General features: G+C 74.3%; 23 protein-coding genes. 10 read left to right on the top strand and 13 right to left on the bottom strand.

Features of this window, described 5'->3' with window-relative positions:
* Positions 1 to 31 precede the first annotated feature (31 nt).
* The 3 genes from ACIRPH_RS07865 to ACIRPH_RS07855 form a co-directional block, all read right to left on the bottom strand.
* Positions 32 to 637, bottom strand: coding sequence for a TetR/AcrR family transcriptional regulator (locus ACIRPH_RS07865; protein ID WP_402910760.1), 606 nt, complete (start codon positions 635 to 637; stop codon positions 32 to 34).
* Complete coding sequence (locus tag ACIRPH_RS07860) at positions 600 to 1286, bottom strand: hypothetical protein (protein WP_402910757.1); 687 nt, start codon at positions 1284 to 1286, stop codon at positions 600 to 602. Before ACIRPH_RS07860 ends, ACIRPH_RS07865 begins: the two co-directional genes overlap by 38 nt.
* A gap of 142 nt (positions 1287 to 1428) precedes the next feature.
* Positions 1429 to 1965 (bottom strand): NUDIX hydrolase family protein, encoded by a 537-nt coding sequence (locus ACIRPH_RS07855; protein ID WP_402910755.1) that lies wholly within the window; start codon positions 1963 to 1965, stop codon positions 1429 to 1431.
* Between the two features lie 450 nt (positions 1966 to 2415).
* On the opposite strand from ACIRPH_RS07855, the gene ACIRPH_RS07850 reads away from it, so the two are divergent.
* Positions 2416 to 2775 (top strand): STAS domain-containing protein, encoded by a 360-nt coding sequence (locus ACIRPH_RS07850; RefSeq protein WP_267944557.1) that lies wholly within the window; start codon positions 2416 to 2418, stop codon positions 2773 to 2775.
* A 56-nt stretch (positions 2776 to 2831) separates the two neighbouring features.
* Here ACIRPH_RS07850 and ACIRPH_RS07845 read toward each other — a convergent pair whose 3' ends face one another.
* Positions 2832 to 4703: a PH domain-containing protein gene (locus tag ACIRPH_RS07845; RefSeq protein WP_402910752.1), complete on the bottom strand. Its 1872-nt coding sequence runs from the start codon at positions 4701 to 4703 to the stop codon at positions 2832 to 2834.
* The gene (locus tag ACIRPH_RS07840) at positions 4700 to 5197 is read right to left on the bottom strand and encodes a PH domain-containing protein (protein ID WP_402910750.1); all 498 of its coding nucleotides are present in this window, start codon (positions 5195 to 5197) and stop codon (positions 4700 to 4702) included. The genes ACIRPH_RS07845 and ACIRPH_RS07840 overlap by 4 nt, the downstream gene beginning before the upstream one ends.
* 105 nt (positions 5198 to 5302) lie before the next feature.
* On the opposite strand from ACIRPH_RS07840, the gene ACIRPH_RS07835 reads away from it, so the two are divergent.
* Together ACIRPH_RS07835 and ACIRPH_RS07830 are read left to right on the top strand one after the other, a co-directional pair.
* Entirely contained in the window at positions 5303 to 6211 is a 909-nt protein-coding gene (locus tag ACIRPH_RS07835; protein ID WP_402910747.1) for an SPFH domain-containing protein, read from the top strand.
* A gap of 17 nt (positions 6212 to 6228) precedes the next feature.
* Positions 6229 to 6489 carry a hypothetical protein gene (locus ACIRPH_RS07830; RefSeq protein WP_402910744.1) on the top strand — a complete coding sequence of 87 codons (261 nt, stop codon included), beginning with the start codon at positions 6229 to 6231 and terminating at the stop codon, positions 6487 to 6489.
* 63 nt (positions 6490 to 6552) lie between these two features.
* On the opposite strand, the gene ACIRPH_RS07825 is transcribed toward ACIRPH_RS07830, so the two are convergent.
* From ACIRPH_RS07825 to ACIRPH_RS07815, 3 genes are all read right to left on the bottom strand, one after another.
* Positions 6553 to 7194, bottom strand: a complete 642-nt coding sequence (locus ACIRPH_RS07825; RefSeq protein ID WP_402910742.1) for a Uma2 family endonuclease — start codon at positions 7192 to 7194, stop codon at positions 6553 to 6555.
* A 150-nt stretch (positions 7195 to 7344) separates the two neighbouring features.
* Entirely contained in the window at positions 7345 to 9009 is a 1665-nt protein-coding gene (locus ACIRPH_RS07820; protein ID WP_402910740.1) for an FAD-binding dehydrogenase, read from the bottom strand.
* A gap of 200 nt (positions 9010 to 9209) precedes the next feature.
* Positions 9210 to 10304: an alcohol dehydrogenase catalytic domain-containing protein gene (locus tag ACIRPH_RS07815; protein ID WP_402910738.1), complete on the bottom strand. Its 1095-nt coding sequence runs from the start codon at positions 10302 to 10304 to the stop codon at positions 9210 to 9212.
* A gap of 206 nt (positions 10305 to 10510) precedes the next feature.
* Here ACIRPH_RS07815 and ACIRPH_RS07810 point away from each other — a divergent pair, with 206 nt between their 5' ends.
* The 3 genes from ACIRPH_RS07810 (at position 10511) to ACIRPH_RS07800 (ending at position 13389) form a co-directional block, all read left to right on the top strand.
* Positions 10511 to 11488, top strand: a complete 978-nt coding sequence (locus ACIRPH_RS07810) for a Ku protein (RefSeq protein WP_402910736.1) — start codon at positions 10511 to 10513, stop codon at positions 11486 to 11488.
* A 232-nt stretch (positions 11489 to 11720) separates the two neighbouring features.
* Positions 11721 to 12557 (top strand): dimethylargininase, encoded by an 837-nt coding sequence (ddaH, locus tag ACIRPH_RS07805; RefSeq protein WP_402910734.1) that lies wholly within the window; start codon positions 11721 to 11723, stop codon positions 12555 to 12557.
* A gap of 205 nt (positions 12558 to 12762) precedes the next feature.
* Positions 12763 to 13389, top strand: coding sequence for a TetR/AcrR family transcriptional regulator (locus ACIRPH_RS07800; protein ID WP_402910731.1), 627 nt, complete (start codon positions 12763 to 12765; stop codon positions 13387 to 13389).
* Positions 13390 to 13434: 45 nt separating this feature from the next.
* Here ACIRPH_RS07800 and ACIRPH_RS07795 read toward each other — a convergent pair whose 3' ends face one another.
* The 4 genes from ACIRPH_RS07795 to ACIRPH_RS07780 all read right to left on the bottom strand — a co-directional run bounded on the left by ACIRPH_RS07795 (position 13435) and on the right by ACIRPH_RS07780 (position 19153).
* Positions 13435 to 14877 carry an aminobutyraldehyde dehydrogenase gene (locus tag ACIRPH_RS07795; RefSeq protein WP_402910729.1) on the bottom strand — a complete coding sequence of 481 codons (1443 nt, stop codon included), beginning with the start codon at positions 14875 to 14877 and terminating at the stop codon, positions 13435 to 13437.
* Between the two features lie 111 nt (positions 14878 to 14988).
* Entirely contained in the window at positions 14989 to 16614 is a 1626-nt protein-coding gene (locus ACIRPH_RS07790; RefSeq protein WP_402910727.1) for a thiamine pyrophosphate-binding protein, read from the bottom strand.
* A gap of 4 nt (positions 16615 to 16618) precedes the next feature.
* The gene (gene speB, locus ACIRPH_RS07785; protein ID WP_402910725.1) at positions 16619 to 17572 is read right to left on the bottom strand and encodes an agmatinase; all 954 of its coding nucleotides are present in this window, start codon (positions 17570 to 17572) and stop codon (positions 16619 to 16621) included.
* Positions 17573 to 17644: 72 nt separating this feature from the next.
* The gene (locus ACIRPH_RS07780) at positions 17645 to 19153 is read right to left on the bottom strand and encodes a sodium:solute symporter (RefSeq protein ID WP_402910722.1); all 1509 of its coding nucleotides are present in this window, start codon (positions 19151 to 19153) and stop codon (positions 17645 to 17647) included.
* Positions 19154 to 19401: 248 nt separating this feature from the next.
* Here ACIRPH_RS07780 and ACIRPH_RS07775 point away from each other — a divergent pair, with 248 nt between their 5' ends.
* Together ACIRPH_RS07775 and ACIRPH_RS07770 are read left to right on the top strand one after the other, a co-directional pair.
* Complete coding sequence (locus ACIRPH_RS07775; RefSeq protein WP_402910719.1) at positions 19402 to 20982, top strand: PucR family transcriptional regulator; 1581 nt, start codon at positions 19402 to 19404, stop codon at positions 20980 to 20982.
* A 451-nt stretch (positions 20983 to 21433) separates the two neighbouring features.
* Positions 21434 to 22753, top strand: a complete 1320-nt coding sequence (locus ACIRPH_RS07770) for a GAF domain-containing protein (RefSeq protein WP_402910716.1) — start codon at positions 21434 to 21436, stop codon at positions 22751 to 22753.
* Between the two features lie 300 nt (positions 22754 to 23053).
* Here the strand turns inward: ACIRPH_RS07770 and ACIRPH_RS07765 are convergent, their stop codons facing one another.
* The gene (locus ACIRPH_RS07765) at positions 23054 to 23665 is read right to left on the bottom strand and encodes a hypothetical protein (protein ID WP_402910713.1); all 612 of its coding nucleotides are present in this window, start codon (positions 23663 to 23665) and stop codon (positions 23054 to 23056) included.
* A gap of 560 nt (positions 23666 to 24225) precedes the next feature.
* Here ACIRPH_RS07765 and ACIRPH_RS07760 point away from each other — a divergent pair.
* Positions 24226 to 25458, top strand: a complete 1233-nt coding sequence (locus tag ACIRPH_RS07760) for a PLP-dependent aminotransferase family protein (protein WP_402911655.1) — start codon at positions 24226 to 24228, stop codon at positions 25456 to 25458.
* A gap of 56 nt (positions 25459 to 25514) precedes the next feature.
* The gene (locus ACIRPH_RS07755) at positions 25515 to 26465 is read left to right on the top strand and encodes a D-alanine--D-alanine ligase (RefSeq protein ID WP_402910710.1); all 951 of its coding nucleotides are present in this window, start codon (positions 25515 to 25517) and stop codon (positions 26463 to 26465) included.
* Positions 26466 to 26536 lie beyond the last annotated feature (71 nt).

Raw genomic sequence — 26536 nt, 5'->3', positions numbered from 1 at the left:
CCGCGTCCTCCCCGGGCCCGCCGGGAGGCGGTCACGGCCCGGTCGGCCGCAGACCCGTCAGGCAGACCTCGACCACCGTGCCGGCGAGCTCGTCCAGCCGTACGCCGGGGTCCATCAGCCACTGGACGAGGCAGCCCTCGATCGCTCCGACCACCACGGTGGCCTCGGGTTCGCCGACACCGGGGCGCAGGTCGCCCTCGGCGGCCGCGCGGCGGAGGAGGTCGGCGACCGCGCCCCGGTACTCGCGGTAGACCGAGGCCATGTCGAGGGGGGCGGCGGCCCCGCCGTGGCGGCCGGCCGCCCACAGGTCGACCGTCACACGCGTGAGGTCGGGCTCGTCGGCGAGCATGGCCACGGCCGCCCGCACGAGCGAGGCGAGCCGTTCGACCGCCGGGGCCCCCTCCGCGGAGGCGTGTGCCAGCACGCCCGCGGAGCGTTCGGCCAACCGCGCGAACGCGGCGGCCAGCAGTTCGTCGCGGCTGCCGAAGGAGAGGTAGACGCTGCCCTTGGCGATGCCGGCCTCGGCGGCGACGTCCTCGATCCTGGTGGCGGCGAACCCCTGGCGCGCGAACACGCGTACGGCGGCCGAGAGGATCTCCTCACGCCGCGCCTCCCGGTCGACCCTCTTCGGTGCCATGGGCTCCCCTCTCCGCCGCTCCCCGTGCCGCTCCGGGGAGCATATGGCCCAGGAGGAGTTTGACGAGCATGACCGGCGCCAGCCAGGAGAGGGCGTCGGGCACCGGCAGGAGCAGCAGGGCGGCGGCGGAGCCGGTCGCCGTGGCGCAGAACGCGACGGGCGGGCGCACGGGGAGCGGGGCCAGGCCCACGGCCGCCGCGCACCCCAGGGCGAGCAGGTACAGGGCGGCGGCGGTCCACCAGTCGAAGCCGGGCACGAACAGGGCCAGGGCGAAGGGTTGGACGTGGAGGGCCACGAACCCCAGGTGGTGGCGGAAGGCGCGTCCCGGCGCGTGGTAGCGCCGTTTGGCCGCCGCCGTCGAGGTGGCCGCGGCGCCGCCGAAGAAGTCGAGGGCGACGACCCCGGTGACCGCGGTCGCCGCGGCCGGCAGGCCCGCGGCCAGACAGGCCCCGACGGCGAGCGCGGCGCCCGCCGCGGCGGAGGCCAGGGTGGCGGCGGTCTCGCCGGGGGAGGGGTCGGGGCCGACCAGGGCCGTGGCGAGACCGCGCAGGGCGCGCGCGGGGGGACCGCTGCGCGGAGCGGACGAGGCCGTGCGCGGGCCGCGCACGGTGGCGGCGGGCTCGGAGGCCGGGGGGCGGACGTGTTCCACGGTGGCACCGATCCTTAGATGACTGACCAGTCAGTCATAATAAAGGACAGGGCGGGGGCACGGGAAGGGGTCGGCGCCGGAGCTTCTCCGGCGCCGACCCCTCAACGGTCGTGCGGGGCCGCCGCGGCCCGCGCGGCGGGCCTCAGGGCGCGTGGCCCACGTGGGCCAGCGCCTGGCGCAGCAGCACCCCCTGGCCGCCCGTCATCTCTTCGCGCAGCTGCGCGCTGGCCGCCTCCTCCGGGGTGAACCACACCAGGTCCAGCGCGTCCTGGCGGGGCTGGCAGTCGCCCGAGACGGGGACGATGTAGGCCAGCGCCACCGCGTGCTGGCGGGCGTCGTGGAACGGGGTGACGCCCGGGGTGGGGAAGTACTCGGCGACCGTGAACGGCTGCGGGGAGCCGGGGATGCGCGGCAGGGCCACCGGCCCCAGGTCCTTCTCCAGGTGGCGGAGCAGGGCGTCGCGCACCCGCTCGTGGTAGAGCACGCGGCCCGAGACCACCGAGCGCTGGAAGCTGCCGTCCGGGGTGGCGCGCAGGAGCAGGCCGATGTGGGTCACCTGCCCCGCCTCGTCCACCCGGACGGGTACCGCCTGGACGTAGAGGACGGGCATCCTGCCCCGGACGCTCTCCAGTTCCTCGGGGGCGAGCCAGCCGGGCTGTGTGTCGGCGGTTTCGGTCATCGGGTGCGCGGCGGGCGCCCGGCCCGGCGGCCGGTCGCGGTCACCGCTCCCTCCCTTCGTCTTGCTGTCCCTGAGGTCGGCCCGGGGGCCCGGCCCGGAGGCGCGGACGCCGGCGGGTGTCACATGTACTGCTTCTACCGCATTCACGACCGTAAAGCACGGCGCGGCGGGGGGTTCGGGAGTGTCCGAGAGAGATGAGGAGAGGTCCGGCAGTCGCGGGCCCGCAGCCGTGTGTCCCGTCATCCCGGGACAGGGTGACACCAACCTGGCCGGGTGGCCATATCAGCGAGATTTCGCGGGTTTTTCTCACGGAAAGCCTCCCGGGGGTTCTCTGTAGAGGCTACGATCTCGTACGCGGTTGCGTAGTGGAAAGGTTACGTCCGGTGAGAGGTGGCCCGAGTGGTGATGGATGCCCGGTTCTCTGCCCAGGAGCGTTTCCGCTGTACAGGTGTGACGGTCGTGCCCGTCCACGGCGAGGTGGACCTCGCCACCGCCGACCGCATGCGCGATCGGCTGCTCCAGGCCGCGCACGCCTCACGGTGCGACTGCCTGGTCGTGGACATGTCGGGGCTCGACTTCTTCGACGCGAGCGGGGTGAGCGCCCTCGTGTCGGTCTTCAGGACCCTCACCGCTGAGGGGCGCCACGTGGTGCTCGCCGAACCCGCGCCCATCGCCGCGCGCGTGCTCGACGCGCTCGGCATGGGGCGCCTGTTCGAGATCTACCCGATCCTGGAGATGGCACTGACCCACACCAGCGGACTGCGGGTCAACGGCGACCCCATCGGCGACACGGTCCCCGGCGGACCGTGAGCCGACGCCGGCCCCGGACCCCCGTACCACGGGGGCCCGGGGCCGGGACGCGCTCCTCAGGGCGGGCCGGAGGCCCCGGGGCCGTCCGCCGGCCCCCCGCCGCCGCGCACCAGGAACGGCTCCAGCAGCTCCGGTACCGCCTCGTCGGCCCAGGCCAGCCCTTCGCCCAGCCCCACGTCCGCCGCAGCGTACATCCCCTCGCCCGCGGCCGTGGTCGCCGCCACGTCCGCCAGGCCCAGCCGCCGCTGGAACGGCGACCTGGTGATCCGCCAGCCGATCACCGCGGCCCTCTCCAGGGTCACCGTCCTGCGCACCGCCATCCCCCGCCGGACCACCAGGTAGCGCGGGTGCAGCCCGTGACCGAGCCCCCGGTAGGAGCCCACCGCGTACCAGAACGCCGCCGCGCCGAGCAGCACGGCGACCACCGCCCACCCCCAGACCGGAGCGGACTCCACGGCCCGGACCGTCAGCGGAACGGGCATGATGTACTCCTCGACCTCGTGCGCGGCCTCCCACCACGCCTCGGACGCCAGCGTGTGGAGCCAGGCCAGGACCCCTGACAGCACCAGGGCCAGCACCGTGGCGTACCCCGCGCGGGTGAGCCGGCGGCGCAGCGCCGCCCGCGGATGGGGGGCCAGGGGCACGTCCAGGGGCGAGTCCTGCGTCCGCATCAGGTCGGCGGCCAGCCCCCGTGCCAGCTCCCGGGGCATGGCCGGGGACAGGCGGCTCTTGGCGCTGGCCTTCTGGTCGTCGGCCGCGCCCAGGCCGGTCGCGACCGCCCGCACGTCCGCACCGCCCGCGGACCGCAGCAGGAAGGGCTCGTGCAGGGTCACGCCGTTGAGACGGCGCCCCTCCACCGACAGCGACACGCTGGTGAGCAGGCCGCGGCGCAGGCGCACGGTGCCGTCCGCCTCCCGCGTGAGCCGGTAGTCCCACCAGGTCTCCACCGCCACTGCCGTCACGACGAGTACGCCGGAGACCAGCAGGCCGAGCAGGGTCAGGGGCGCCACGAGCAGTATCTGGCCCACGACGAAGGAGGCCATCTCCTCGCCGCTGGGCAGGTTCGCCCGCTCGGAGATCCACCGCCACGGGGCGCCGTTGCCCTGGGCGTTCGCCCCCAGGAGCGTGGCGATGACACCGAGGCCCACGCCCACCGTGGCGGTGGTCACGGGGGCGAAGGCGAACCAGCGCCGGTCGAGCCGGGCCAGTTCGACCTCGATCCCACCGTCGTCGCCGGGCGCCGGGCCCTCCCCGGCGGCAGTGGCCCCGGCGGTCCGCGGGGCGCCGCGGTGGAGGAGTTCGCGGCGCAGCCATTCGCCCTGCTCCGCGGTGACGTAGAGCAGCTGGAGCTGCTCGGCCCCCGCGCCGACCTGCTCGCCGGTGCCGACCGTCACCGAGCACAGGCCGAAGACCCGGGCGTAGAGGGGCGCGGCGACGTCCACGCTGCGCACGCGCTCGCGCGGGATGGAGCGGTAGGACTTGGCGATGATGCCGGACCGCACCTCCATGCGCTCGTCGGTGACCCGGTAGCGGGTGGCCCGCAGCCTCAGCAGGTCGAGGTACGTCATGAGCGCGAGGAAGGCGAGTGCGCCGGGGAGGGGGGCCAGGGCCCACAGGGGTTCGCCCGCGATTACCAGGACCACGGTGGCGACGATCGCCCCGGGAACGAGGAAGGCGCCCGCCACGAGGGTGCTCGCCCACACGCTCAACGGGTGCAGCCGCCGCCAGCCTCCGTCCTCGGTGGCGGCGGCGCCCGGGCCGGGGGTGCTCCCCGGCTCCGGGCCGTCCGCCCCGAGGCGGCCGGGGGCGGCCGCGCCGCCCGCCGGCGACGGGAGGGCGGAGCCGTCGGCCGTGACGCCCTCCGGTCCGCTCGGGCGGTCCGGTTCGTCCTCGCGCAGGGGCCGCCTGTGCTCGTCGGGGGTGCTCATGTCGCGTCTCCCGGGGTCGCCTGGGTGGTCTCGGTGAGCTGCTCCGCCACCTCGGTGGCCCGGACGTGGTCCAGGCCCGTGATCTCGATCGGTCCCGCCGCCGAGGCGGTGGTCACGGTCACGCTGGACAGGCCGAACACCCGCTGGAGCGGGCCCCGCGCGGTGTCGACGGTCTGGATGCGCGACATCGGGGCCACGCGCCACTCCTGCCAGATCCATCCGCTGGACGTGTACACGGCGGTGTCGGTGACCTCCCACCGGTGGACGCGGTAGCGCCACTGCGGCATGAGGACGGTGATCAGGAGCCCGACCCCGCCGACCACGGCGGTGGCGAGCAGGAACCAGGTGCGCGGCGGTTCCCAGATGATCGCGGGGACGAGGGGGACCGCCGTGAGGACGACGGTCACGGCCAGCGACCGTGTCGTCCACCACCGGATCGCCCGTCGGTCCACGCGGTGGTGGGGCGGGCGCAGGCGCGGCGCGTCTGTGGTCATCGCTTCCACGTCTCCTCTCTTCGGGGCCCGGCGGGCCGTTCGCTATTAAAAGTGATATCACAATGCTATGCTCGAGTCATCACCTTGAAGAGAACGGAAGAAGCGATGGCCGAAACCAGCCAGCCCACCGCGCCGGCGCCCGAGTACCGGGAGCACACGGCGAAGAGCCACGACGGCATCCTGTTCGCCCTGATCAGCCTCGTGCTGGTCCTGGTCGGCGCGGGCACCGCCCTGCTCCCGATACTCGGACTGCCGCCCCTCCTGATCGCCGTCGGCATCGTCGTCGGCCTGGTCGGACTGGGGCTCGCGTTCGGGCTGACGATGGTCGCGCCCAACGAGGCCCAGGTCGTCCAGCTGTTCGGCCGCTACGTCGGCAGCGTCCGCACCGACGGCCTGCGCTGGGTCAACCCCTTCACCCTCCGCAAGGGGGTCTCCACCCGCATCCGCAACCACGAGACCTCCGTCATGAAGGTCAACGACGCCTCCGGCAGCCCCATCGAGATCGCCGCCGTCATCGTCTGGCAGGTCGAGGACACCGCCCGCGCCTCCTTCGAGGTGGACGACTTCGTCGAGTTCGTGTCCATCCAGACCGAGGCGGCGGTCCGCCACATCGCGGGCTACTACCCCTACGACTCCTACGACACCGACACCAGCCGGTCCCTGCGCGGCAGTGCCGACCTCATCACCGAGGAGCTCTCCAGGGAGGTCGGCGAGCGGGTCCAGGCCGCGGGCGTCAAGGTCGTGGAGTCCCGGTTCACCCACCTGGCCTACGCGTCGGAGATCGCCCAGGCCATGCTCCAGCGTCAGCAGGCCAGCGCCCTGATCGCCGCCCGGCAGGAGATCGTCGAGGGGGCCGTCGGCATGGTGGACCGCGCGCTCACCCGCCTGTCGGCGGAGAACGTGGTCGAGCTGGACGAGGAGCGCAAGGCCACCATGGTCAGCAACCTGCTCGTGGTGCTGTGCTCCGACCGGCCCGCCAGCCCCGTCGTCAACACCGGGACCCTGTACCAGTAAAACGGGGGGAGGCGGCCGTGCCCGATCGCAAGAAGGTGCTGCTGCGGCTCGACCCCGCCGTCCACGACGCGCTCGCGCGGTGGGCCGGACAGGAGCTGCGCAGCACCAACGCACAGATCGAGTTCCTCCTGCGCCGGGCGCTGGACGACGCGGGGCGGATGCCGAAGGAGGCCGGGGCCATCCCCCGCCGGGGCAGACCGCGCAGATCCGCGCCGGAGCAGGACCCGCCCGAGGAGGTGCCCCGGGACGAGGAGTCCCGGGAACCGACCGAGGAGTGACATCCCCCGCCCACGCCGGCGCCGGACACCCGAGGGTGTCCGGCGCCGTTCGCCGTGTGCGGCCTAGTCCCCGGCTGCGGGCTTCGTGGTCTCCTCGGTCTCCTCCGGTCCGGTGATGTGCGCGCGCCAGTCGCCGTCGAGCCTGAGCATCCACTGCGGAACGATCCGGGCGGGGAAGGGAACGCTGGTCTCGAAGACCTCCTCCCCGAACGCGGCCGAGACCTCTGCGTACTCGCCGTCCTCCAGCCGCAGTTCGATGATGCTCGCCTTGTCCCGGTCGGGGGTGATGACCCAGTACGAGGGGATGCCGAACTCCGCGTACTCGCGGCGCTTGGTGTGGTGGTCGCGGAAGACGCTCTCGGGGGAGACCACCTCGATCGCCAGCACCGGCGGCCTCGTCGTGTACGGCATCTGGAAGTCCTCGCTCCGGATCACGGCCACGTCGGGTATCCGGTGCCGTGTCCGCTCCGTGTCGAGAGTGATGCCCGGGCCGTCCATCACGAGCATTCCCACGGGTGCGGCGTAGCTCAGGTGGGCGGTGAGGCGCCCGGTGGCCAGCGTGTGCAGGCTGGAGGGAGCGGGAGCCACGTCAAGCCGCCCGTCGACCAGCTCGTAGCGCCGTCCGTCGTCCGGCGTGTGCTGAAGGTCGTCCACTGTGAGCGGCCCCGGTTTCGGGACGGTCTTGCCGATAGTCATAACTGCCATCATGCCTCCTCATATGCATGAGGACCAGGATTGTGGAGGAGGGGCGGTCGTGGGCCGGAATCGAGAAACTCGTGAATAAACGACCTCCCCTCTCATCTTGGGCGGTCGGCCGTAACCCGGATCGGGGGACGCGAGCCCCGACGCGCGACGCTAGCCGACGGCGGACGCGGCGGCCCGGCCCGCGGTGCGGCCCGAGAAGAGGCACCCGCCCAGGAACGTCCCCTCCAGGGCCCGGTAGCCGTGCACGCCCCCGCCGCCGAAACCGGCGACCTCGCCCGCCGCGTACAGGCCCGGCACCGGGGCGCCGTCCGCCCCCAGCACACGCGCGTCCAGGTCGGTGTGCAGGCCGCCCAGGGACTTGCGGGTGAGGATGTGCAGCCGCACGGCGATCAGGGGGCCGGCCTTCGGGTCCAGGATCCGGTGCGGCCTGGCCACCCGTACCAGCCTGTCGCCCCGGTAGGCGCGGGCCGAGTGGATGCTCATGACCTGGAGGTCCTTGGTGAAGGTGTTGGCCATCTCGCGGTCGCGGGCCACCACCTCGCGGGTGACGGTGTCGGCGTCGAGCACCCCGTCCCCGGCGATCTCCCGCATCTTCCGGATGAGCGCGGGCAGCCTGTCGGCGACGACGAAGTCCGCGCCGCGCTCCTTGAACGCCTCCACGGGGCCCGGGGCGCCGGGGAGGACGCGCTGGAGGAGGAGTCTGAGGTCCTTGCCGGTCAGGTCGGGGTTCTGCTCCGAGCCCGACAGGGTGAACTCCTTCTCGACGATCTTCTGGGAGAGCACGAACCACGTGTACTCGTGGCCGCTCCGCATGATGTGGTCGAGCGTGCCGAGGGTGTCGAACCCGGGGAAGCAGGGCGCGGGCAGCCGTTTGCCGGTCGCGTCCAGCCACAGGGACGACGGGCCCGGCAGGATGCGGATGCCGTGCCTGGCCCAGACGGGGTCCCAGTTCTGGATGCCCTCGGTGTAGTGCCACATGCGGTCCGGGTTGACTATCCGCCCGCCCGCCCGCTCGGTGATGCCGAGCATCCGCCCGTCCACGTGCTCCGGCACCCCCGACAGCATGTGCTTCGGAGGGGCGCCCAGGCGCTCGGGCCAGCTCGCGCGGACCAGGTCGTGGTTGGCGCCGATCCCCCCGGAGGTGACCACGACCGCCTGCGCGGCCATCTCGAAGCCGCCGACCACGTCGCGGTTGCTGGCCTGGCCGCGGGAGATGTCACTGGGGGCCAGGACGGCGCCGCGCACCCCCGTGACGGTCCCGTCGGTCACGACCAGTTCGTCCACCCTGTGCCGGAAGCGCAGCGTGACCAGGCCCCGTTCGACCGCCGCGCGCACCCGGCGCTCGAAGGGCGCGACCACGCCGGGGCCGGTGCCCCAGGTGATATGGAAGCGGGGGACGGAGTTCCCGTGCCCGCCGGCCAGGTGGCCGCCGCGCTCGGCCCAGCCCACGACGGGGAAGAACCGCAGCCCCTGGGCGTGCAGCCAGGAGCGCTTCTCCCCGGCGGCGAAGTCCACGTAGGCCTCGGCCCACCGGCGCGGCCACTCGTCCTCGGGGCGGTCGAAGGCCGCGGTGCCCATCCAGTCCTGGAGGGCGAGTTCGCGGGAGTCCCTGACACCCATGCGCCGCTGTTCGGGGGAGTCCACGAGGAAGAGGCCGCCGAACGACCAGAACGCCTGGCCGCCGAGGGACTGCTCGGGCTCCTGGTCGAGCAGGAGCACCCTCTTTCCCGCGTCGGCCAGCTCGGCGGCCGCGACCAGTCCCGCCAGCCCGGCTCCGACGACGATCGCGTCGGCTCGGTCGGCTCCGCTGCTCATCTGGTTCCTTCCCCTCGGATGGTCCGCGCCCGGAGGGCCACGGCGTGCGCGATGGTGACGACTGTGCCGCGCCGTGTCCCCGCCGACAAGGGTGGCGTGTGTCCTGCGCCACATCATTTGTCACACCGTGACAAAGAGGGCGGGTGTTCGGCGGTCGGCGCCGCGCCGCGGGGGAGGAGGAGGCGGCGCCGACCGCGGGCTCAGGCCCCGAAACGCACGAGGGACCGCCCGCCCAGGCCCCGGCGCATGCGCTCGAAGGCCTCCGGCAACCCCTCCAGGGAGATCTCGTCGGTGACCATCGCGGCGAGCTTCAGCCCGCCGGAGCGCACGTGTGCGGCGATCACCGGGATGTCGCGCTCGGGGTCGCTGGAGCCGTAGACGCATCCGCGCAGGGTGCGTCCCTGGTGGAAGAGCTCCAGGGCGTTGAACGAGACCTCGTCGTCGAGTGCTCCCACGCCCACCACCGTGACCGTCCCGCCGCGCCGGGTGGCGTCCCACGCCGAGCGCACCACCCGGGCGGAGCCGACCACCTCGAACGCGTGGTCCGCCCCCCGGCGCCCCGTCAGCCCGCGCACGGACCGGGTCAGCGTCTCGTCGGCGATCAGGAAGTCGGTCGCCCCCAGGGACCGGGCCAGCTCCTCCTTCTCGGGGGAGACGTCCACGGCGATCACCTGGTCGGCGCCGGCCAGGCGGGCGGCCTGCACCACCGACAGCCCGACCCCGCCCAGGCCGAGCACCACGGCCGTCTGTCCCGCCCGCACGGCCGCGGAGTTGTTGACGGCGCCCCAGCCGGTGAGCACGGCGCAGCCCAGCACGGCGGCGACGGAGGGGTCGATCCCGTCGGGCAGGGGCACGACGGCGCGGGCGGGGACGACGGTGGCCTCGGCGAAGGCCCCGCAGCCCAGCCCCGGGTGGACGGGGGTGCCGTCGGCCAGCTCGGCGTACGGCCGGGCCGCTCCGTCGAGGGCGTGCTCGCACAGGTGGGGCTCGCCCTGGAGGCAGAACCAGCACTCCCGGCAGGCCGGGGCCCAGTTGAGGATGACGTACTGGCCGGGCGCCACGCCGGTGACGCCCTCGCCCACGGCCTCGACGGTCCCCGCGCCCTCGTGGCCGAGCACCGCGGGCCACTTCTGCGCCAGGGTCCCGTTGGACAGGGAGAGGTCGGAGTGGCACACGCCGGCCGCGGCGATGCGCACACGGACCTGCCCGGGGCCGGGGTCGGGAAGGACGAGGTCACGGATCTCGGGGGGCGCGCCCTGCTCGGAGAAGACGGCGGCCTTGACGGTCGTACTCATGGGAGCGACTCCAATCGGGGATTGCCGTGACAGTAGCAATACCGACCGGTCGGTCCGATATCGGGGGCACTCCCTCCCGCCCCGGCGCGCCACGGAGCCGCGGTCGCCGGGGACGGCGGCCGCCCCGTGGGCCTGACCTCCCCTTTGCCCTCCGTGGGCGGGGTCTTGCCAGGTGGGAGTGATGATGGGAGGCAGAGGGAGGGATCATGGTCAATCCGGTTTGGGTGGGAACCCTGATGTTCGGTCGGGTGCCGATCGGCGTGCGCCTCTACAGCGCCCGGGAGCGCAGGGGTCCCGTGCTGCACCAGTTCCAGCGGGGCACCGCGGACCGCATCCGCTACGTGCGCGTCAACGAGCGCACCGGGGAGGAGGTCGCCCCCGAGGAGGTCGTGCGCGGGGCGCGCACCGGGATCGAGGACGAGTACGTGGTCCTCGAACCCGAGGAGCTGGAGGACATCCTGCCGGCGGGCTCGCGCACCATGGAGATGCGCGGTTTCCTGCCGGAGGGGGCCGTCGACCCGCTCTGGTACGCGTCCACCTACTACGCGTCCCCCCGGGGCCCCGCCGACACCGAGGCCTACCGGCTCCTCCACGCGGCCCTGGACCGGACCCGCAGGGTGGGCGCGGCCACCGTCGTCCTGCGGGAGCGCGAGTACCCGGTCCTGGTCCAACCGCACCGGGGGGTGCTGGCGGCCTCCACCCTGTGGTGGCCGGACGAGGTCCGCGACCCGGACGACGTGATGCCGCCCGTCACGGGGGCCGAACCCGGCAAGGGCGAGCTGGAGCTGGCCCAGGAGCTCGTCAGGGCCCTGTCCGTGGAGTGGGACCCCGGGGAATACGAGGACAGCTACGGCAGGCGGCTCACCGAACTGGTGCGGGCCAAGGCCCGGGGGAGCACGTTCTCCCACCGCCCCGACCGCTCGGAGGGGGGCGGGGAGGTCGGCGCGATCGGCGAGGCGCTCCGGCAGAGCCTGCCGAACCGCCCGCACAAGCGGGGACGCGCCCCCGTGCCGCGCAGGCCCGCCACCGTCCGCGCGGAGGCGAGGGGCGCCGCCGAGGGCCGCCGGACCAAGCGCGAACTCCTCCGACAGGCCTCGGAGCTGGAGGTCCCGGGCCGCTCGCGGATGAGCAGGGACGAACTGGAGGAGGCGGTCGGCCGGGCGGGCGCGGGCCGCCGCCGGTGACCGGCCCCGCCGGTCGGGGGAGCGGGAGGCCCTCCTCCGCCCGGCACCGCGCCGTGTTCCGCGCCGGTGCCGGGGGAGGCCCGGGACACCGGGGAACAATTCTGGAAAAACCATCTGTTGCCGGAACTCCGGTGGAGGGTATCTCCTCTTCATCCGTGCGGGAACCACGATGTGGTAAATGCGTGTACCACCGAGGGCTGAACAGCGTTCCGCGCGTCTCACGGGAGGTCCCATGGCTCGTCCGGCCGCATCGGCACCGGGAGCGCGGCACTACCTGATGTGCCGGCCGACCTATTTCGCGATCGAATACGCCATCAACCCCTGGATGGACCCGGCGGCGGGAGTGGACAGGGAAAGGGCGATCCGGCAATGGGAGGGGCTGCGCGACCTCTACCTCCGCCTCGGGCACCGGGTCAGCGAGATCGAGCCCGTCGACGGCCTGCCGGACATGGTCTTCGCGGCCAACGGCGCCCTGGTCGTCGACGGCCGGGTCTACGGCGCGCGCTTCGCCAGCGCCGAGCGCACCCCCGAGGGCCCGGCCTACCTGGACTGGTTCCGCAAGGCGGGCTACGCCGAGACCCGCGAGCCCAAGCACGTCAACGAGGGGGAGGGGGACTTCGTCACCCTGGACGACGTGGTCCTGGCCGCCACCGGGTTCCGTACCGAGGCCGCCGCGCACCAGGAGGCCGAGCGCTTCCTCGGCCGCCCCGTCGTCACCCTGCAACTGGTCGATCCGCGCTTCTACCACCTGGACACCGCGCTGTTCGCGCTCTCGGGCCGGGAGATCGCCTACTACCCCGGGGCCTTCTCCGAGGGGAGCCGCCGGGTGCTGCGCGCGCTCTACCCGGACGCGCTGCTGGCCACGGAGGAGGACGCGGCGGTGCTCGGCCTCAACGCCGTCTGCGCGGGAGACGACATCGTCGTCGCCGCGGAGGCGACGGCCCTCGCCGACCGCCTGCGGGAGCTCGGCAGGACCGTCCACCCGGTCGAGATGGACGAGCTGCGCAAGGCCGGGGGCGGAGCCAAGTGCTGCACCCTGGAACTGCGCGACACGCCCGACCCGGTGTGACGGGAGGCGGCCGGGCCTCGCGCGCCCGTGCGCGGCGCCCGGCCGCCCGCCCCGGCCCGGTGTGGGAAATACCACCGCGGGCCGGCGGCGGTCCGCCCGTCGCCACAGGTCACGCATGCGCGGGTCCCCGGCGTCCCGAGGGGCGGGCGACGCGTGTGACGCGCGGCCCTGGATCCGCGCCCCCGCCGCAATAAAGTCTGGGTTCGTGAAGACCACACAGCGCAGACTTCCGCGCCGGATCAGGGAACAGCAGATGATCGACGCCGCGGTGACGGCGTTCTCCCGTGGCGACTACCACTCCGTCAGGGTGGAGGAGATCGCCGAGGCGGCCGGTACCTCCAAGCCCACGGTGTACCACTACCTGGGCTCGAAAAAAGGGATCTTCACGGCCTGCGTGCACAGGGAGGGCGAGCGGCTCATCGCCGCGATCCGGGAGGCGGTCCACGACCCCCGGGCCCGTTCCGGGGAGGACCCCCTGCGCCGGGGCATGCACGCCTTCTTCACCTTCGTGACCGGGAACCGTGAGAGCTGGACCGTCCTGTACCGGCGCGCCGCCGTCCAGGGGGAGCCGTTCGCCGCGGAGGCCGCGCGCATGAGGAACCGGGTCATGGACGAGGTCGCCGGCCTCATCACCAGCTGCACCGGAGGCCTCCTGGACGAGCACGGCACCAAGGACGCGCAGCTCCTGGCCCGCATCGCCGTCAGCACGGCCGACGCCTACGCCGACTGGCTCCTGGACCACCCGGAGGAGAGCCCCGACGCCATGGCCGGGCACGTCACCGAGCTCACCTGGTCGCACCTGCGGGCCCGGCGCGCGGCCCCCGCGCCCTGAGGGAGGCCCCGGGCCCCGTCCGGGCCCGGGGCCCTCCGCCCGCGGTCAGCGCAGCGCGCTCATCACGTGCTTGACCCGGGTGTAGTCCTCCAGACTGTACGCCGACAGGTCCTTGCCGTAGCCCGAGTGCTTGAACCCGCCGTGGGGCATCTCCGACACCAGCTCGCCGTGGCCGTTGATCCACACCGCGCCGAAGTCCAGCTCACCGCTGACGCGCAGGGCGCGCCCGTGGTCGGCTGTCCACACGGACGAGGCCAGCCCCTGATCCACGCCGTTGGCCAGCTCGACCGCCTCCTCCTCGGTGGCGAACCGCTGGACGGTGACGACGGGGCCGAAGACCTCCTCGCGCACGATCTCGTCGTCGGCCCGGAGCCCGGACACGACGGTGGGCGCCAGGAAGAACCCCTCACCGCCCACACGGTGCCCGCCGGTCTCCACGACCGCGTGCCCGGGCAGGCGCTCCAGGAGTCCGGTGACCCTGGCGAACTGGTCGGCGTTGTTGAGCGGGCCGAAGTCGGAGGGCTGGTCCGATGGGCGCCCCGTGACCTGCGCGGAGGCCCGTGCGGTCAGTTCGGCGACGAACGCGTCGTGGACGCCCTCGTGCACCAGGACCCGGGTGGCGGCGGTGCAGTCCTGGCCCGCGTTGAGGAAGGCCCCCGCCACCACCCCCGCGGCGGCGCCGGCCGGGTCGGCGTCGTCGAAGACCAGGACCGGGGCGTTGCCGCCCAGCTCCAGGTGCAGCAGCTTCAGGTCGGCGGAGGCCGTCCGGGCCACCTGCACGCCCGCACGGGTGGAGCCGGTGATCGACACCAGCCGCGCCGCCGGGTGCTCCACCAGCAGGCGGCCGGTGTCGCGGTCTCCCACGACCGCGTTGAGCACGCCCGGGGGCAGGACCTCCGCGGCGGCCTCGGCGAGCATGACGGTGGTGGTCGGCGTGGTCTCGGCGGGCTTGAGCACGACGGTGTTCCCGGCGGCCAGGGCCGGCCCGATCTTCCACACCGCCATCATCAGGGGGTAGTTCCACGGGGTGACGCCCACGCACACGCCCACGGGCTCGCGGCGGATCCACGAGGTGTGCCCCTCCAGGTACTCGGCCGCCGCCCGCCCCTCCAGGTGGCGCGCGGCCCCGGCGAAGAACCGCAGGGTGTCCACACAGAACGGGATCTCCTCGTCGAGCACGGACGCGCGGGGCTTGCCGGTCTCACGGCACTCGGCGTCGGCGAACTCCCCGGCCCGGGCCGCCAGGGCGTCGGCCAGGGCCAGGAGGGCGTCCTGGCGGCGGGCGGGGGTGCCGGTCCGGCTCCAGAGCCGGAAGGCCCGGGCGGAGGAGGACATGGCGGCCTCCACCTCCCCGGGGCCGAACACCCCGGACGTGCCCGCGATCCCTCCCGTCACGGGGTCGACCAGGTCCTGGACGCGCCCGTCCGCGGGGCTCAGGGGTTCTCCGTCGACGAAGCCGGGCAGTGTGTCGAACTCGTGGATGCGCATGGTCTCCTCGTGTCGGTTGCGGTGGGGCCGGGAGGCCGGGGCCGGCCGGCGGCGGCGCGCCGGCAGGACGGCACGCCGCCGCCGACCGGACGGGACGGGGCGGCGGAGGCCCTACCCGCCCAGGTGGGTGGGGGCGAACAGTTCCAGCACCATGGGCAGCACGACCACGTTCGGGCCGGGCCGGGACAGGGCGGCGGACAGGTCCTCGCGCAGCCGCTCCGGGGAGGTCGGGGTGGCGGGCACCCCGAACGCCTCGGCCAGGGCCACGAAGTCCGGCCGGGCCAGCTCGGTGTGGGTGGCCTCCCCGAACGACGACTCCATGTACTCGCGCAGGATGCCGTAGCCGCCGTCGTCCACGACCAGCCACGTCACGTCCAGGTCGTGCTGGCGGGCCGTGGCCAGCTCGGCGACCGAGTACATCGCGCCCCCGTCCCCGGAGACGGCCAGGACCGGGCCGCGCCCGGCCGCCGCGGCGCCCAGGGCGGCGGGGAACCCGTACCCCAGGCCCCCCGACCCCTGCGCGGAGTACGCACCGCCCCCGCGCGGGTCCCACGCGGACCACGCCCAGTAGGCCAGCATCGTCATGTCCCAGAAGCTGGGCGCGCCGTCGGGCAGGGCCTCCCGCACGGCCGTCAGCACGGCGCGCTCCGCCGCGAGGCCCTGCGCGTCGAGGCGGGCGGCCACGGCGGCCTTCACGGACGCCACCTCCGCTTCCACGGCCGGGTCGGCGGGACGGCGGGCCACCGCCTCCGCGAGGCCGGCGAGGGTCGTGGCGGCGTCGCCGTGCACACCGAGCGCGGGGTGGTTGGACTCCAGCTTGCCCAGGTCGGCCTCGACCTGGACCACGCGGCCCCGGGGCGCGAACGTGTGGTAGTTGCTGGACAGTTCGCCCAGCCCCGAGCCCACCACGAGCAGGACGTCGGCCCCCTCCAGGTAGTCGGTGGTGTGCCGGTCCTCGATCCACGACTGGAGGGAGAGGGGGTGGTCCCAGGGGAAGGCGTCCTTGCCCCCGAAGGTGGTGGCCACCGGGGCCCGGAGGGCCTCGGCCAGGGCGACCAGCGCGTCCCGTCCCCCGGAGCGGCTCACCCCGCCCCCGGCCAGGATCCTCGGCCGCCGGGCCCCGTCCAGCAGGCGGGCCGCCTCGGCCACCAGCTCGGCGCGCGGCGCGAGCGGGACCGGGGCCGGGTCCACGTCCTCCACCGGGGGCACCACGGTCGGCTCCAGCAGCACGTCCTGCGGGATCTCCACCAGGACGGGGCCCGCCGGGGCGCTCGCCGCGACCCGCCAGGCCTCGGCCAGGGCCGAGGGGATCTGCGAGGCGTGCCGCACCGTGAACGCCGTCTTGGTGACGTTGGCGAAGCTCGCGGACTGCTCGGGCAGCTCGTGCAGGTACCCGTGGCGCCCGCCCCCCAGGCCCGCGCGCGGGACCTGGCTGCTGATCACCAGGACCGGGGCGCTGGACGCCCGGGACTCCTGGAGGGAGGCCAGCGTGAGCAGCGCCCCGGGCCCCGTCGAGACCAGCAGCGGCGTCACCTCGCCGGTGAGCCGGGCGTGCCCGTCGGCGGCGAAGGCGGCGTTGTTCTCGACCCGGCTGGAGACGAACCTCAGCCCCGGGGCCCGGCGCAGCGCGTCGAACAGCCCCAGCGCGTGCTGGCCGGGGATGCCGAAGGCCACCCGCGCGCCGAGCGCGGTGAGGGTCTCGGTGACCAGGTCCCCGCCGTTGCGCGGAGCTCCCATGGGCTCAGGCCCCCGTCGTGTGGTGGAGGGCCAGGACGCTGACCAGGTCGTAGGCCACGTGCGAGGCCGCGGTGGCGGTGATCTGCGCGTGGTCGTAGGCGGGGGCGACCTCCACCACGTCCGCGCCCACCAGGTTGCAGGTGGCCAGGCCGCGCAGGATCTCCAGCAGTTCGCGGCTGGTCAGGCCGCCCGCCTCGGGGGTGCCGGTGCCGGGGGCGTGCGCGGGGTCGAGCACGTCGATGTCCACCGACACGTACAGGGGGCGGTTGCCGATGCGCTGGCGCAGCGCGTCGGCGATCTCGTCCACGCCCTTGCGCATCACGTCGGCCGAGGTGACGATGCCGAACCCGAACCGGCGGTCGTCCTCCAGGTCCTTCTTGCCGTAGAGGGGCCCGCGGGTGCCCACGTGGCAGATGGCCTCGGTGTCGAGGATGCCCTCCTCCACGGCGCGGCGGAACGGGGTGCCGTGGGTGTAGGGCTCGCCGAAGTAGGTGTCCCAGGTGTCCAGGTGGGCGTCGAAGTGCACCATCGCGATCGGCCCGTGCACGCGGTGCAGCGAGCGCAGCAGGGGCAGGGCGATGGTGTGGTCGCCGCCCAGGGTGACCAGGCGCGTGCCCTCCCGCACGAACCGGGAGGCGCCCTCGTCCAGGGTCTCCACGGCGTCGCCGATGGAGAACGGGTTGACCGCGATGTCCCCGGCGTCGACCACCTGCGCGTTCGCGAACGGGGACACGTCCAGGCCCGGGTTGTAGGGGCGCAGCAGTCGGCTGGCCTCACGGATGGCGGAGGGGCCGAAGCGGGCGCCCGGGCGGTAGGAGACCCCGGTGTCGAAGGGGACGCCGACCACGGCGATGTCGGCCTTCTCCACCTGGTCGATGCGGGGGAGGCGGGCGAAGGTCGCCGGCCCGGCGAAGCGCGGTACGAGGCTGGAGTCGGTGGGTCCGATCGGTGCGTTCATCGCGTGGTCCTGTCCTTGTCGTCGTCGGTGCGGCCGGTGGGGGCCGCGGTCGGTGGGGTCGGTCGGTGCGGGTCAGTCGTCCCGGGACGCGGGCGCGTCCACGGAGTCCGCGGCGGCCGGGGCCGCCCCGGCCCCCTCCGGCGCGTCGTCGCCGCGCAGGCGGCTCTGCCAGGCGGCCAGGACGGCCGGGTCCGTCGGCGGGGTCAGCAGGCTCACGGCCACGTACACGACCAGGGCGGTGCCGAGCCCCACGTAGATGGGCTCGTTGGCGAGCATCCCCGTCAGGGCCATGGTGACGATGACGGCCACCGACCCGGTGAGCATGGAGGCCAGGGCGCCCGCGCGGGTGCCGCGCTTCCACACCAGGCCGCCCAGGATGGCGACCAGCAGGCCGCCCACGAGCACGTTGTAGGCCAGGGTCAGCGCCGCGACGACGTCGTCGACGGCCAGGGCGACGCCGATGGTCGCGGCGCCCAGGACCAGCGTGAAGACGCGGTTGGAGGCGACCTCGTCGCGGTTGCCGCCCCTGTGGGAGGCCCCGTCGCGCCCGAACAGGCGGCGGACCTGGGGCCACAGGTCGGTGGACGTGACCGTGGAGCAGGCGATGAGGGCGCCGCTGGCGGTGGACATCACGGCGGACAGGGCGGCGGCGATCACCAGGCCGGCGAGGCCCACGGGCAGGGTCGCGTCGACCATCCGCGTGAACGCGTCGTCGGGGTTGGCCAGGTTCGGGAAGAGGACGGCCGCCGCGGTGCCGATGAGGGCCCCGCACACCCCGTAGACCAGGCAGTAGACACCCGCGCCGATGCCGCCGACCCGGGCGACCCGGTCGTCGCGGCCGGTGAACACGCGCTGCCAGATGTCCTGGCCGATGAGCAGGCCGAGCGAGTAGATGACGAAGTAGGTCAGGATCGTCTCCCCGCCGATGGCGGTGGGGCTGAAGTAGGACGGGTCCAGGGACTCGCGCATCCCGGAGAAGCCGCCCGCCGACCAGATCGCCACCGGCGTCAGGATGAGGACGAGCCCGACGGTCTTGATGGCGAACTGGGCCATGTCGGTCATGGTCACCGACCACATGCCGCCCATCGTGGAGTACAGGACCACGATGGAGCCGCCCAGGATGATCGCCACCGCGCGCGGGAGCTCGAAGAGGCCGCTGAAGATGGTGGAGAACGCCAGGGTGGAGGGCACCGTCAGCATGAAGGTGTAACCCCACATGACCAGGCCCGACACCACCCGCGAGTTGCCGCCGTAGCGCAGGTCCAGCATCTCGGAGACGGTGAAGACCCGGAGCCGGGAGATGCGCTTGGCGAAGAACAGGTGCAGCGCGAGGATGCCGACGCCGATGGCGACGACCAGCCAGGCGCCGGAGACGCCGTAGGTGTATCCCAGGCCGATGCCGCCGACGGTGGAGGCGCCGCCGAGCACGACCGCGGCCATGGTGCCCGCGTACATCAGCGGACCCAGGCGGCGTCCGGCGACCAGGTAGTCGGACTTGCTGGTGGCGCGGCGCATGCCCCACCAGCCGAGGGCGACCATACCCAGGAGATAGGCGGCGATCACCGCGAGGTCGACGGTCATGGCACTCCAAATGTGGACGCGGGGGTACGGGGGAGTGAACAGCGGCGACGTTGACGCAGGTCACACGGACTTCGGACAGACTAGGCAGCGTCTCGGCTACGCTCCAGTGGACGAACCGCACCGTCGGACCTCCCTTTATGGGCGAACCATCCAGAAAGTGCGGTCGGCGCACCCCTGTGCGCAACACGGGGGACACGAGACGCCCGGCGCCGGAACCCGCGGCGCGGGCCGGGGAGAAGGGGAACGCCGTGGCAGACCGGGCCCGACGCACCGACGTCCACACCGTGCCGCTGAGCGTGGTCACGGGCCGGCGCGACCTCGCGCTGGACACCGTCGTCGAGGCGGGCGACCCCGGGATCGCCTGGGCCGTGGTGAGCGAGCTGCCGGACCCCTCCGCCTACCTGCGCGGCGGCGAACTCCTGCTCACGGCGGGGGTCGACCTGCCCCGGACCGCCGCCGGCCTGCGCGCCTACGTCGACGCCGTGGTCGGCGCGGGGGTCAGCGCGGTCGGCTTCGGCGTCACCCCCGTCCACGACACCGTCCCCGCCGGCCTGGTCGAGCAGTGCCACGCGCGCGGACTGCCGCTGGTCTCCGTCCCCCGCCCCACCCCGTTCGCCGCCGTCAGCCAGGCCGTCGGCGAGGAGCTGGAGGAGCGGCGGCTGCGCGACCTGCGCCGACTCGGGGAGACGCACCAGGCCCTGGCCCTGGCCGTCACCGCCGACGCGCCGGTGGACCGCGTCCTGCGGGTGCTCGCCGAGGCCCTCGGAGGGTGGGCGCTGCTCGCCCACGTCCCGTCCGGGACCCCGTCCGCGCCGGGGGAGGAGGTGCCGGCGCGGACGGGGGCCGGCTCCGGCGGACGGCACGCGACACCGGGCGCCCCCCGGGACCTGGACCCCGACCTCCACGGGCTCGTCGCCCGGCTCACCCTCCCGCACGGCCCCCGCAGCGCCAAGGCGCGGTACGGCGCGGACGAGGTCTTCCTGCACACCGTCGGCTCGCCCCCCGACGACCACGGGGTGGTCCTGGTGGGGCGCCCCGACCCCCTCGGCATCACCGACCGCGCCGTCCTGCGCACCGCGACCGCGCTGCTCGACCTCCTCGCGCGCACCGACCGGGGCGCCCCGCCCGCCCCGGGCCGCCTCCTCGCCGCCCTGCTGCTGGACGGAGGCGTCGCCGAGGAGGCCCTGCCCCTGCTCGCCGGGCTCACCGGGGGCGGGGACGGCCACGCCGGCGGCTACCGCGTCCTGCACGCGCTCCCCGCCGGCCGGGGACGGCACACCGCGCCCACCGCGCTGCCACTGGACACCCGGGTCCTGGACGCCGCCCCCGGCCCGCCGGGACTGCTGCGCGCCGTCCTCGCGGACCGCGGCGACGCGGCGCACCGGGAAGGACTGGACCTGCTCCTGCTCCACGGGTGGACCGGAGCCCTGAGCGGCCCGGTCGCCCCCGGGGAGCTGTCCGCCGCCGACCGCGCGGCGGCCTCCCTCCTCCCCCGCGCCCGCGCGGCCGGGGGCCCGCTGCTGTGGGAGGACGACACCGACCCCTTCGAGGCCCTCCTGGACCCGGCGGGCGCGGACGCGCTCGCACGCGGCGTCCTGGGCCCGCTCGCCGAGGACACCGCTCCCGCGGGGCTCCTGCGCGCGACCCTGCGGGCCTGGCTCACCCGCCACGGCAACTGGGACCGGGCCGCGGCCGACCTCGGGGCCCACCGCAACAGCGTCCGCTACCGGATCGGCAGGATCGAACGGGACCTGGGAGTGGACCTGGCCGACGCCGAGCAGCGCATGCGCCTGTGGTTCGCGCTCACCCGGTGGCGGCCGGGCCCCTGACCGTGCTCCCGGGCCCGTTCCGGGCCCGTGTGCCCGCCGGCGCGGGATACTTCCTCCGGTACCCCGAGGGCACAGGGCAGGCAGGGGCCGTGCCCCTCCGGGCCCTCCGCCGCGCTCCGGGCGCGGCCGCACGTGCGGGTGTGCGACGCGCACGCACGTGCACCGGCCCGGCCCGGTTCCTCCCGCCCGCCCTCGCCCGCGCGGGCGTGGCCGCTTCCGGCCAATTCCCCGGTTCGGGGTGCGCGGTGCCCGATCCTGGTCGCGCACGCCGACGTCCCGGCGGGGACGGCGGCGGCCATGCGTGGTAGGCGGCCCCGGTTGTCGCCGAGAAAGCGGAACTTGTGTGCCGGAAACAGTTCCGAATCGTGCGTGTGTTCCGGTTCCCTCACCCTGTCGGGGCTCAGCCTGGACACTTGGTATCTCCGTAGCGAACCCGAAGTCAGGGGGCCACATGTCGTTTCCTCCGCTGGACACGGCCCTGCCCGCCGGGGCCGACGCCCGCGAGCACGCGCTCATGCTCAGACGGGTGCACGAGGCCTCGCTCACCGGACGTCCCGCGCCCGCGCCGCTGCGCCCGGTGATCGAGGACTCCTGGGAAAGGATGCGCGGCTTCGGCATCGACCCCGACAGCGCGCCGCCCCCGCGGGTGGCGCGCGTGGACGAGCTCCAGCGCAACCGCGACGCCTCCCCGATCGCGGCGGTCCTCCCGCTGATCCGCCGGTCCCTGGTCTCGGTCGCGGACGAGGCCGACCACATCATGCTGGTCGCCGACTCCGCGGGGCAGGTCCTGTGGCGCGAGGGCTCGCACCGCATGCGGTCGGTCGGCGACAGGGTGGGGCTGGTCGAGGGCGCCTACTGGAACGAGGGCAGCACGGGCACCAACGCCATTGGCACGGCCCTGGTCGTGGGACGTCCCGTCCAGGTCTACTCGGCCGAACACTTCGTCCGGAGCCTGCACACCCTCACCTGCGCCTGCGCCCCGATCCACGACCCCCGCGACGGGCGCCTGCTCGGCGCCGTCGACGTGACCGGTCCCGTCTCCACCATCCACCCGGCGACACTGGCGCTGGTCAGCGCGGTCGCCCAGCTCGCCGAGGCCCACCTCCAGGGGATCCACCACACGCACCTGGAGCGGCTGCGCTCGGTGGCGGCGCCCCTGCTGGCCGGGATGAGCGAGCGCGCCCTGGTCGTGGACGACGCCGGGTGGACGGCCGCCGCCGTCCACATGGAGCCGGTCCGCAGGGTCCTGCTGCCCACGCAGCGGGACACGGGGACGGCCTGGCTCCCCGCGCTGGGGGAGTGCGCGCTGGAACCCCTCCCCGGGGGCTGGCTGGTGCGTCCCCGGCCGGAGCGGGAGAGCGGCGGGGCCACGGTCACCCTGGACCTGACCCGTTCCGCCCCCACGGTGGCGGTCGCCGGGGCCAGCGGGGAGTGGACGCACCGGCTGACGCCGCGCCACGCGGAACTGCTCCTGCTGCTGGCCGGCCACCGCGAGGGGCGCACGGGCGCACAGCTGTCGCAGGCCGTGTTCGGCGCGGGCGGCCACGTCGTGACCGTGCGGGCCGAGCTGTCGCGCCTGCGGAGGCACCTCGGCGGCATCATCGAGAGCCGCCCCTACCGGTTCAGCGAGGAGGTCCTGGTGCGGGTCGTCGCCCCGCCGGCCCCGACCGACCTGCTGCCCGGATCGGTGGCGCCCGGCGTCCGGGACCTCCGCGAGGCGCTGAGGTCGGACGACCGTCCGGTTGCTCTGCGCGACATCATCGCAACCTAGTGCAACCGTTGCGCCCCGTTCCCGGGTGCGGTGGACTGTGCTCGCGCGGCCCCGACCGGGGCGGTCGCCGGGCCGGAGAGGGCACGGCGTCCGGAGACCGGTCCATCGGCGCGTTCACGACCTTCGGGCCTTGAGGGGGGCCACGGGGAGGGACGTACGCGCCGCGGGGTCCAGGCGGTCGTTCGGGGTGTCGGGGGAGAGCCCGAGGCCGCCGCGCGACGCGGCGGGACGTCTCCCGAGGTGGTCTCCTCCGGGACGTCCCGCCGCGCACCGCAGGGGGCGCGGGGGTGCGCGCGCCTCCTAGTCGAGGACCTCCTCGACGTTCTCCGCCTTCTCCGTCCCGGGGTCCTCGCCGCCGGGCTCCCGCTCCTCGGCGTCCTCGGCCGCGGGGGAGCACTGGAAGCAGTCCATGGCGAAGACCCGCTCGCCGTCGACGCTCCCGGTGAAACTGCCGGGAAGGCTGTCGTTGCCCGCCTCCCGCTCGGCCAGCGCCCCGCGCAGGAGGCGTCCCTCGAACACGGCCCGCGCGCCGTCCTCGGTCTCGCCGGTGCAGTGGACCTCCAGCCGGCCGCCGCGGGGCACGGGGGAGGCGGGAGCCTCGTACCCCTCCGTGCCGGCGGTCCGGTTCGGGGCCGGGGCGACGGAGACGGCCGGGGAGGCGGCCGGGTCCTCCTGCGGGAGGCCGCCGCAGGCCAGGCCCCCCGGGATCGGGTGCCCCCCGCGGGCGAAGGCGCGCTCGGCCCCCGGCCGCAGAGCCGTCGCGGCCAGGGCGTCGGCCGCCTGTTCCAGCTCGACCCGCGCCGCGTCCGCCTCCGCGTCGTGCGCCCCTCCGGTGGAGCAGGACGTCGCGAGCACCCCGCCCAGGACGAGGGCGGCGAGCGGTGCGAGGACGGTGCTCGAGCGGACTCTCATGGCTTCCCCCTGGAAGGTCGGACCGGGCGGCGGCCCCGCGGGCGCGCGTGCCCTACGCGACCAATGTCGCCGATGGGAAGGATGGGGCCTATGTCCGACTCGAGAGAAAAGCGTGAACAGTTCCTCATATTCTCGTCATCCCCCCGTGAGTCGACCGCGTGGGATGGGTAGCCACGATGAGGACGATTCGGGATGAAGGGGACGGGGGGGGTCGGTGTGGCGAACAGCACGGAAGGCCCTTCCCCCCGGATCCGGGGCCGTGGGCTGGGCTACACTCAGCACATTTACCGAACCGTGCTCACCCACGGCTCGACCGACCCGACCGTCTCATCCGGCCCCGGCGGCCCAGCCGCCACAGGGGCACCGTGTGAACCATGGGGGCACGACGGGCGTCGTACCGGAAGACCGCACCCGGGTCCCGGCCGACGTCCCGCCGGCCCCTCAGACCGTCCTTCCTTCGGAGGTGGACCGTGTCCGCTGACCACCGAGAGCAGCAGCCCGCGCAACAGGGCTCGCGCATCGACCCCCACGTCGGCCGCTACGCACGTCGAGCACAGGGAATGGTCGCATCGGAGGTCAGGGCACTCTTCGCGGTGGCCTCCAGGCCGGAGGTGGTCTCCCTCGCCGGGGGGATGCCCAACGTCGCCGCCCTCCCCCTCGACCAGATCGGAGAGCTCGTCAAGGACGTCGTCTCCGAGGAGGGCACGGCCGCACTCCAGTACGGATCGGCCCAGGGCGACCCGGTCCTGCGCGAGCAGCTCTGCGAGTACATGGCGCTGGAGGGCATCACCGCCAGCCCCGAGAACGTCATCGTCACCGTCGGCTCCCAGCAGGCCCTCGACCTCCTCACCCGCGTGTTCGTCGACCCGGGCGACATCGTCCTCACCGAGGCCCCCACCTACGTCACCGCCATCAACACCTTCGCCGCCTTCCAGGCCGACATCCGGCACGTGGCGATGGACGACCAGGGCGTCATCCCCTCCGACCTGGAGGAGGCCCTCGTCCGGGCCGAGCTGGACGGCCGCCCGGTGAAGTTCTTCTACACCGTCCCCAACTTCCAGAACCCGGCCGGGATCACCATGAGCGCCGAGCGGCGGGCCCAGGTGGTCGCGGCCTGCGAGCGCCACGACGTGCTCATCGTCGAGGACAACCCCTACGGCCTCCTCCGCTACGACGGCGAACCCGAGCCCACCCTGTACTCGCAGAGCGAGGGCAACGTCGTCTACCTCGGATCGCTCTCCAAGACCTTCTCCCCGGGACTGCGCATCGGCTGGGCGCTCGCGCCCGCCGCCGTGCGCGCCAAACTCGTCCTGGCAGCGGAGTCGGCGATGCTCAGCCACTCGACGTTCAACCAGCTGGTCGTGCGCCGCTACCTCAACACCTTCGCGTGGCGCGAGCAGATCAAGGCGTTCAACTCCATGTACAGCGAGCGCCGCGACGCGATGCTCAACGCGCTGACCGCGATGATGCCCGCCGGGTGCACCTGGACCAGGCCCGAGGGCGGGTTCTTCGTGTGGGCCACCCTGCCCGAGGGCATCGACGCCAAGGCGATGCTGCCCCGCGCCGTCACCGAGCGGGTCGCCTACGTTCCCGGCACCGGCTTCTACGCCGACGGCCGCGGGCGCGACAGCATGCGCCTCAGCTTCTGCTACCCCACGCCCGAGCAGATCCGGGAGGGCGTGCGACGCCTCGTCGGCGCCATCGAGGGGGAGGTCGACCTGCGTGATACGTTCGGCACCACCCTGGCCCCGAGCACCGAGGGCCACCAGTCGCCCGCCCCCGACCTGCCCTGACACCCCCGAGCAAGGCACCAAGCACCATGACCGCAGCACAGAAGGAGGTTGGCGCCGTGGCCGACCTTGACCGGGTCCTCGTTCTCGCCGGGGGCCTGTCCCCCGAACACGAGGTGAGCGTCCACTCCGGGCGCAGCGTCGCCGAGGCGCTCCGCCGACTGGACGTGGAGGTCCAGGTCGCCGACGTCGACTCCACCCTGCTCGACCGGCTCTCCGACGACCCGCCCCAGGTCGTCTTCCCCGTCCTGCACGGGTCCGCCGGCGAGGACGGCGCCATCCGGGAGGTCCTGGAACTGGTCGGGGTGCCCTACGTGGGCGCCCGGCCCTCCGCCTGCCGCCTGGCCTACTCCAAGCCCGCGGCCAAGGCCCTGCTCGCCGAACAGGGCGTGCGGGTGCCGCGCGGCGCGGCGCTGCCCAAGTCGGTCTTCCACGACCTGGGCGCCCCGGCGCTGCTCGACCGGCTCGCCGGGCGCCTGGGCCTGCCGCTGTTCGTCAAGCCCGACAGGGGAGGGTCGGCCTTCGGCGCCGCCCCGGTGACCTCGGTGCAGGACCTGTCCGCCGCCCTGGTCTCCTGCTTCGCCTACAGCGACTCGGCCCTGGTCGAGGAGCAGGTCCAGGGAACCGAGCTCGCCGTGGGGGTCCTGGACACGGGCGACGGTCCGGTGGCCCTGCCGCCGGTGGAGATCGTGCCGGACGGCGGGGTCTACGACTACGCCGCCCGCTACACCGCCGGCCGCACGGAGTTCTTCTGCCCGGCCCGCCTGGACGCGGACGCCCTGGCCGCGGCCGGGGAGGTGGCGCTGACCGCGCACCGGGTCCTGGGGCTGCGGGACTTCTCCCGCACGGACCTCATCGTGGGGGCGGACGGCCGGGCCACCTTCCTGGAGACCAACGTCGCCCCGGGGCTGACCGAGACCTCCACGTTCCCGATGGCGGCAGCCGCCGCCGGGCTGGACTTCGCGCTCGTGTGCCGTGAGCTCGCCCACCGGGCCCTGCTGAGGCACTGACCGGAGCCGCCCGGCGACGCCGGGGCCCGCCGGCCCGCTCGCAGCGGCACGGTCCGACGCCCGGCCGGGAC

The sequence above is a fragment of the Nocardiopsis sp. NPDC101807 genome (assembly GCF_044766605.1).
Taxonomy (GTDB): domain Bacteria; phylum Actinomycetota; class Actinomycetes; order Streptosporangiales; family Streptosporangiaceae; genus Nocardiopsis; species Nocardiopsis tropica.
The sequence above is the reverse complement of the archived record's forward strand: the minus strand, read 5'-3'. Positions and strand labels throughout refer to the sequence as shown.

What these genes read in the sequence shown, in the direction of transcription:
- ACIRPH_RS07865 (WP_402910760.1), bottom strand. Translation starts at nt 637, where the DNA reads ATGGCACCGAAGAGGGTCGACCGGGAGGCGCGGCGTGAGGAGATCCTC.
- ACIRPH_RS07855 (WP_402910755.1), bottom strand. Translation starts at nt 1,965, where the DNA reads ATGACCGAAACCGCCGACACACAGCCCGGCTGGCTCGCCCCCGAGGAA.
- ACIRPH_RS07845 (WP_402910752.1), bottom strand. Translation starts at nt 4,703, where the DNA reads ATGAGCACCCCCGACGAGCACAGGCGGCCCCTGCGCGAGGACGAACCG.
- ACIRPH_RS07840 (WP_402910750.1), bottom strand. Translation starts at nt 5,197, where the DNA reads ATGACCACAGACGCGCCGCGCCTGCGCCCGCCCCACCACCGCGTGGAC.
- ACIRPH_RS07835 (WP_402910747.1), top strand. Translation starts at nt 5,303, where the DNA reads ATGGCCGAAACCAGCCAGCCCACCGCGCCGGCGCCCGAGTACCGGGAG.
- ACIRPH_RS07825 (WP_402910742.1), bottom strand. Translation starts at nt 7,194, where the DNA reads ATGGCAGTTATGACTATCGGCAAGACCGTCCCGAAACCGGGGCCGCTC.
- ACIRPH_RS07820 (WP_402910740.1), bottom strand. Translation starts at nt 9,009, where the DNA reads ATGAGCAGCGGAGCCGACCGAGCCGACGCGATCGTCGTCGGAGCCGGG.
- ACIRPH_RS07815 (WP_402910738.1), bottom strand. Translation starts at nt 10,304, where the DNA reads ATGAGTACGACCGTCAAGGCCGCCGTCTTCTCCGAGCAGGGCGCGCCC.
- ACIRPH_RS07810 (WP_402910736.1), top strand. Translation starts at nt 10,511, where the DNA reads ATGGTCAATCCGGTTTGGGTGGGAACCCTGATGTTCGGTCGGGTGCCG.
- ddaH (WP_402910734.1), top strand. Translation starts at nt 11,721, where the DNA reads ATGGCTCGTCCGGCCGCATCGGCACCGGGAGCGCGGCACTACCTGATG.
- ACIRPH_RS07795 (WP_402910729.1), bottom strand. Translation starts at nt 14,877, where the DNA reads ATGCGCATCCACGAGTTCGACACACTGCCCGGCTTCGTCGACGGAGAA.
- ACIRPH_RS07790 (WP_402910727.1), bottom strand. Translation starts at nt 16,614, where the DNA reads ATGGGAGCTCCGCGCAACGGCGGGGACCTGGTCACCGAGACCCTCACC.
- speB (WP_402910725.1), bottom strand. Translation starts at nt 17,572, where the DNA reads ATGAACGCACCGATCGGACCCACCGACTCCAGCCTCGTACCGCGCTTC.
- ACIRPH_RS07780 (WP_402910722.1), bottom strand. Translation starts at nt 19,153, where the DNA reads ATGACCGTCGACCTCGCGGTGATCGCCGCCTATCTCCTGGGTATGGTC.
- ACIRPH_RS07770 (WP_402910716.1), top strand. Translation starts at nt 21,434, where the DNA reads ATGTCGTTTCCTCCGCTGGACACGGCCCTGCCCGCCGGGGCCGACGCC.
- ACIRPH_RS07765 (WP_402910713.1), bottom strand. Translation starts at nt 23,665, where the DNA reads ATGAGAGTCCGCTCGAGCACCGTCCTCGCACCGCTCGCCGCCCTCGTC.
- ACIRPH_RS07760 (WP_402911655.1), top strand. Translation starts at nt 24,226, where the DNA reads ATGGTCGCATCGGAGGTCAGGGCACTCTTCGCGGTGGCCTCCAGGCCG.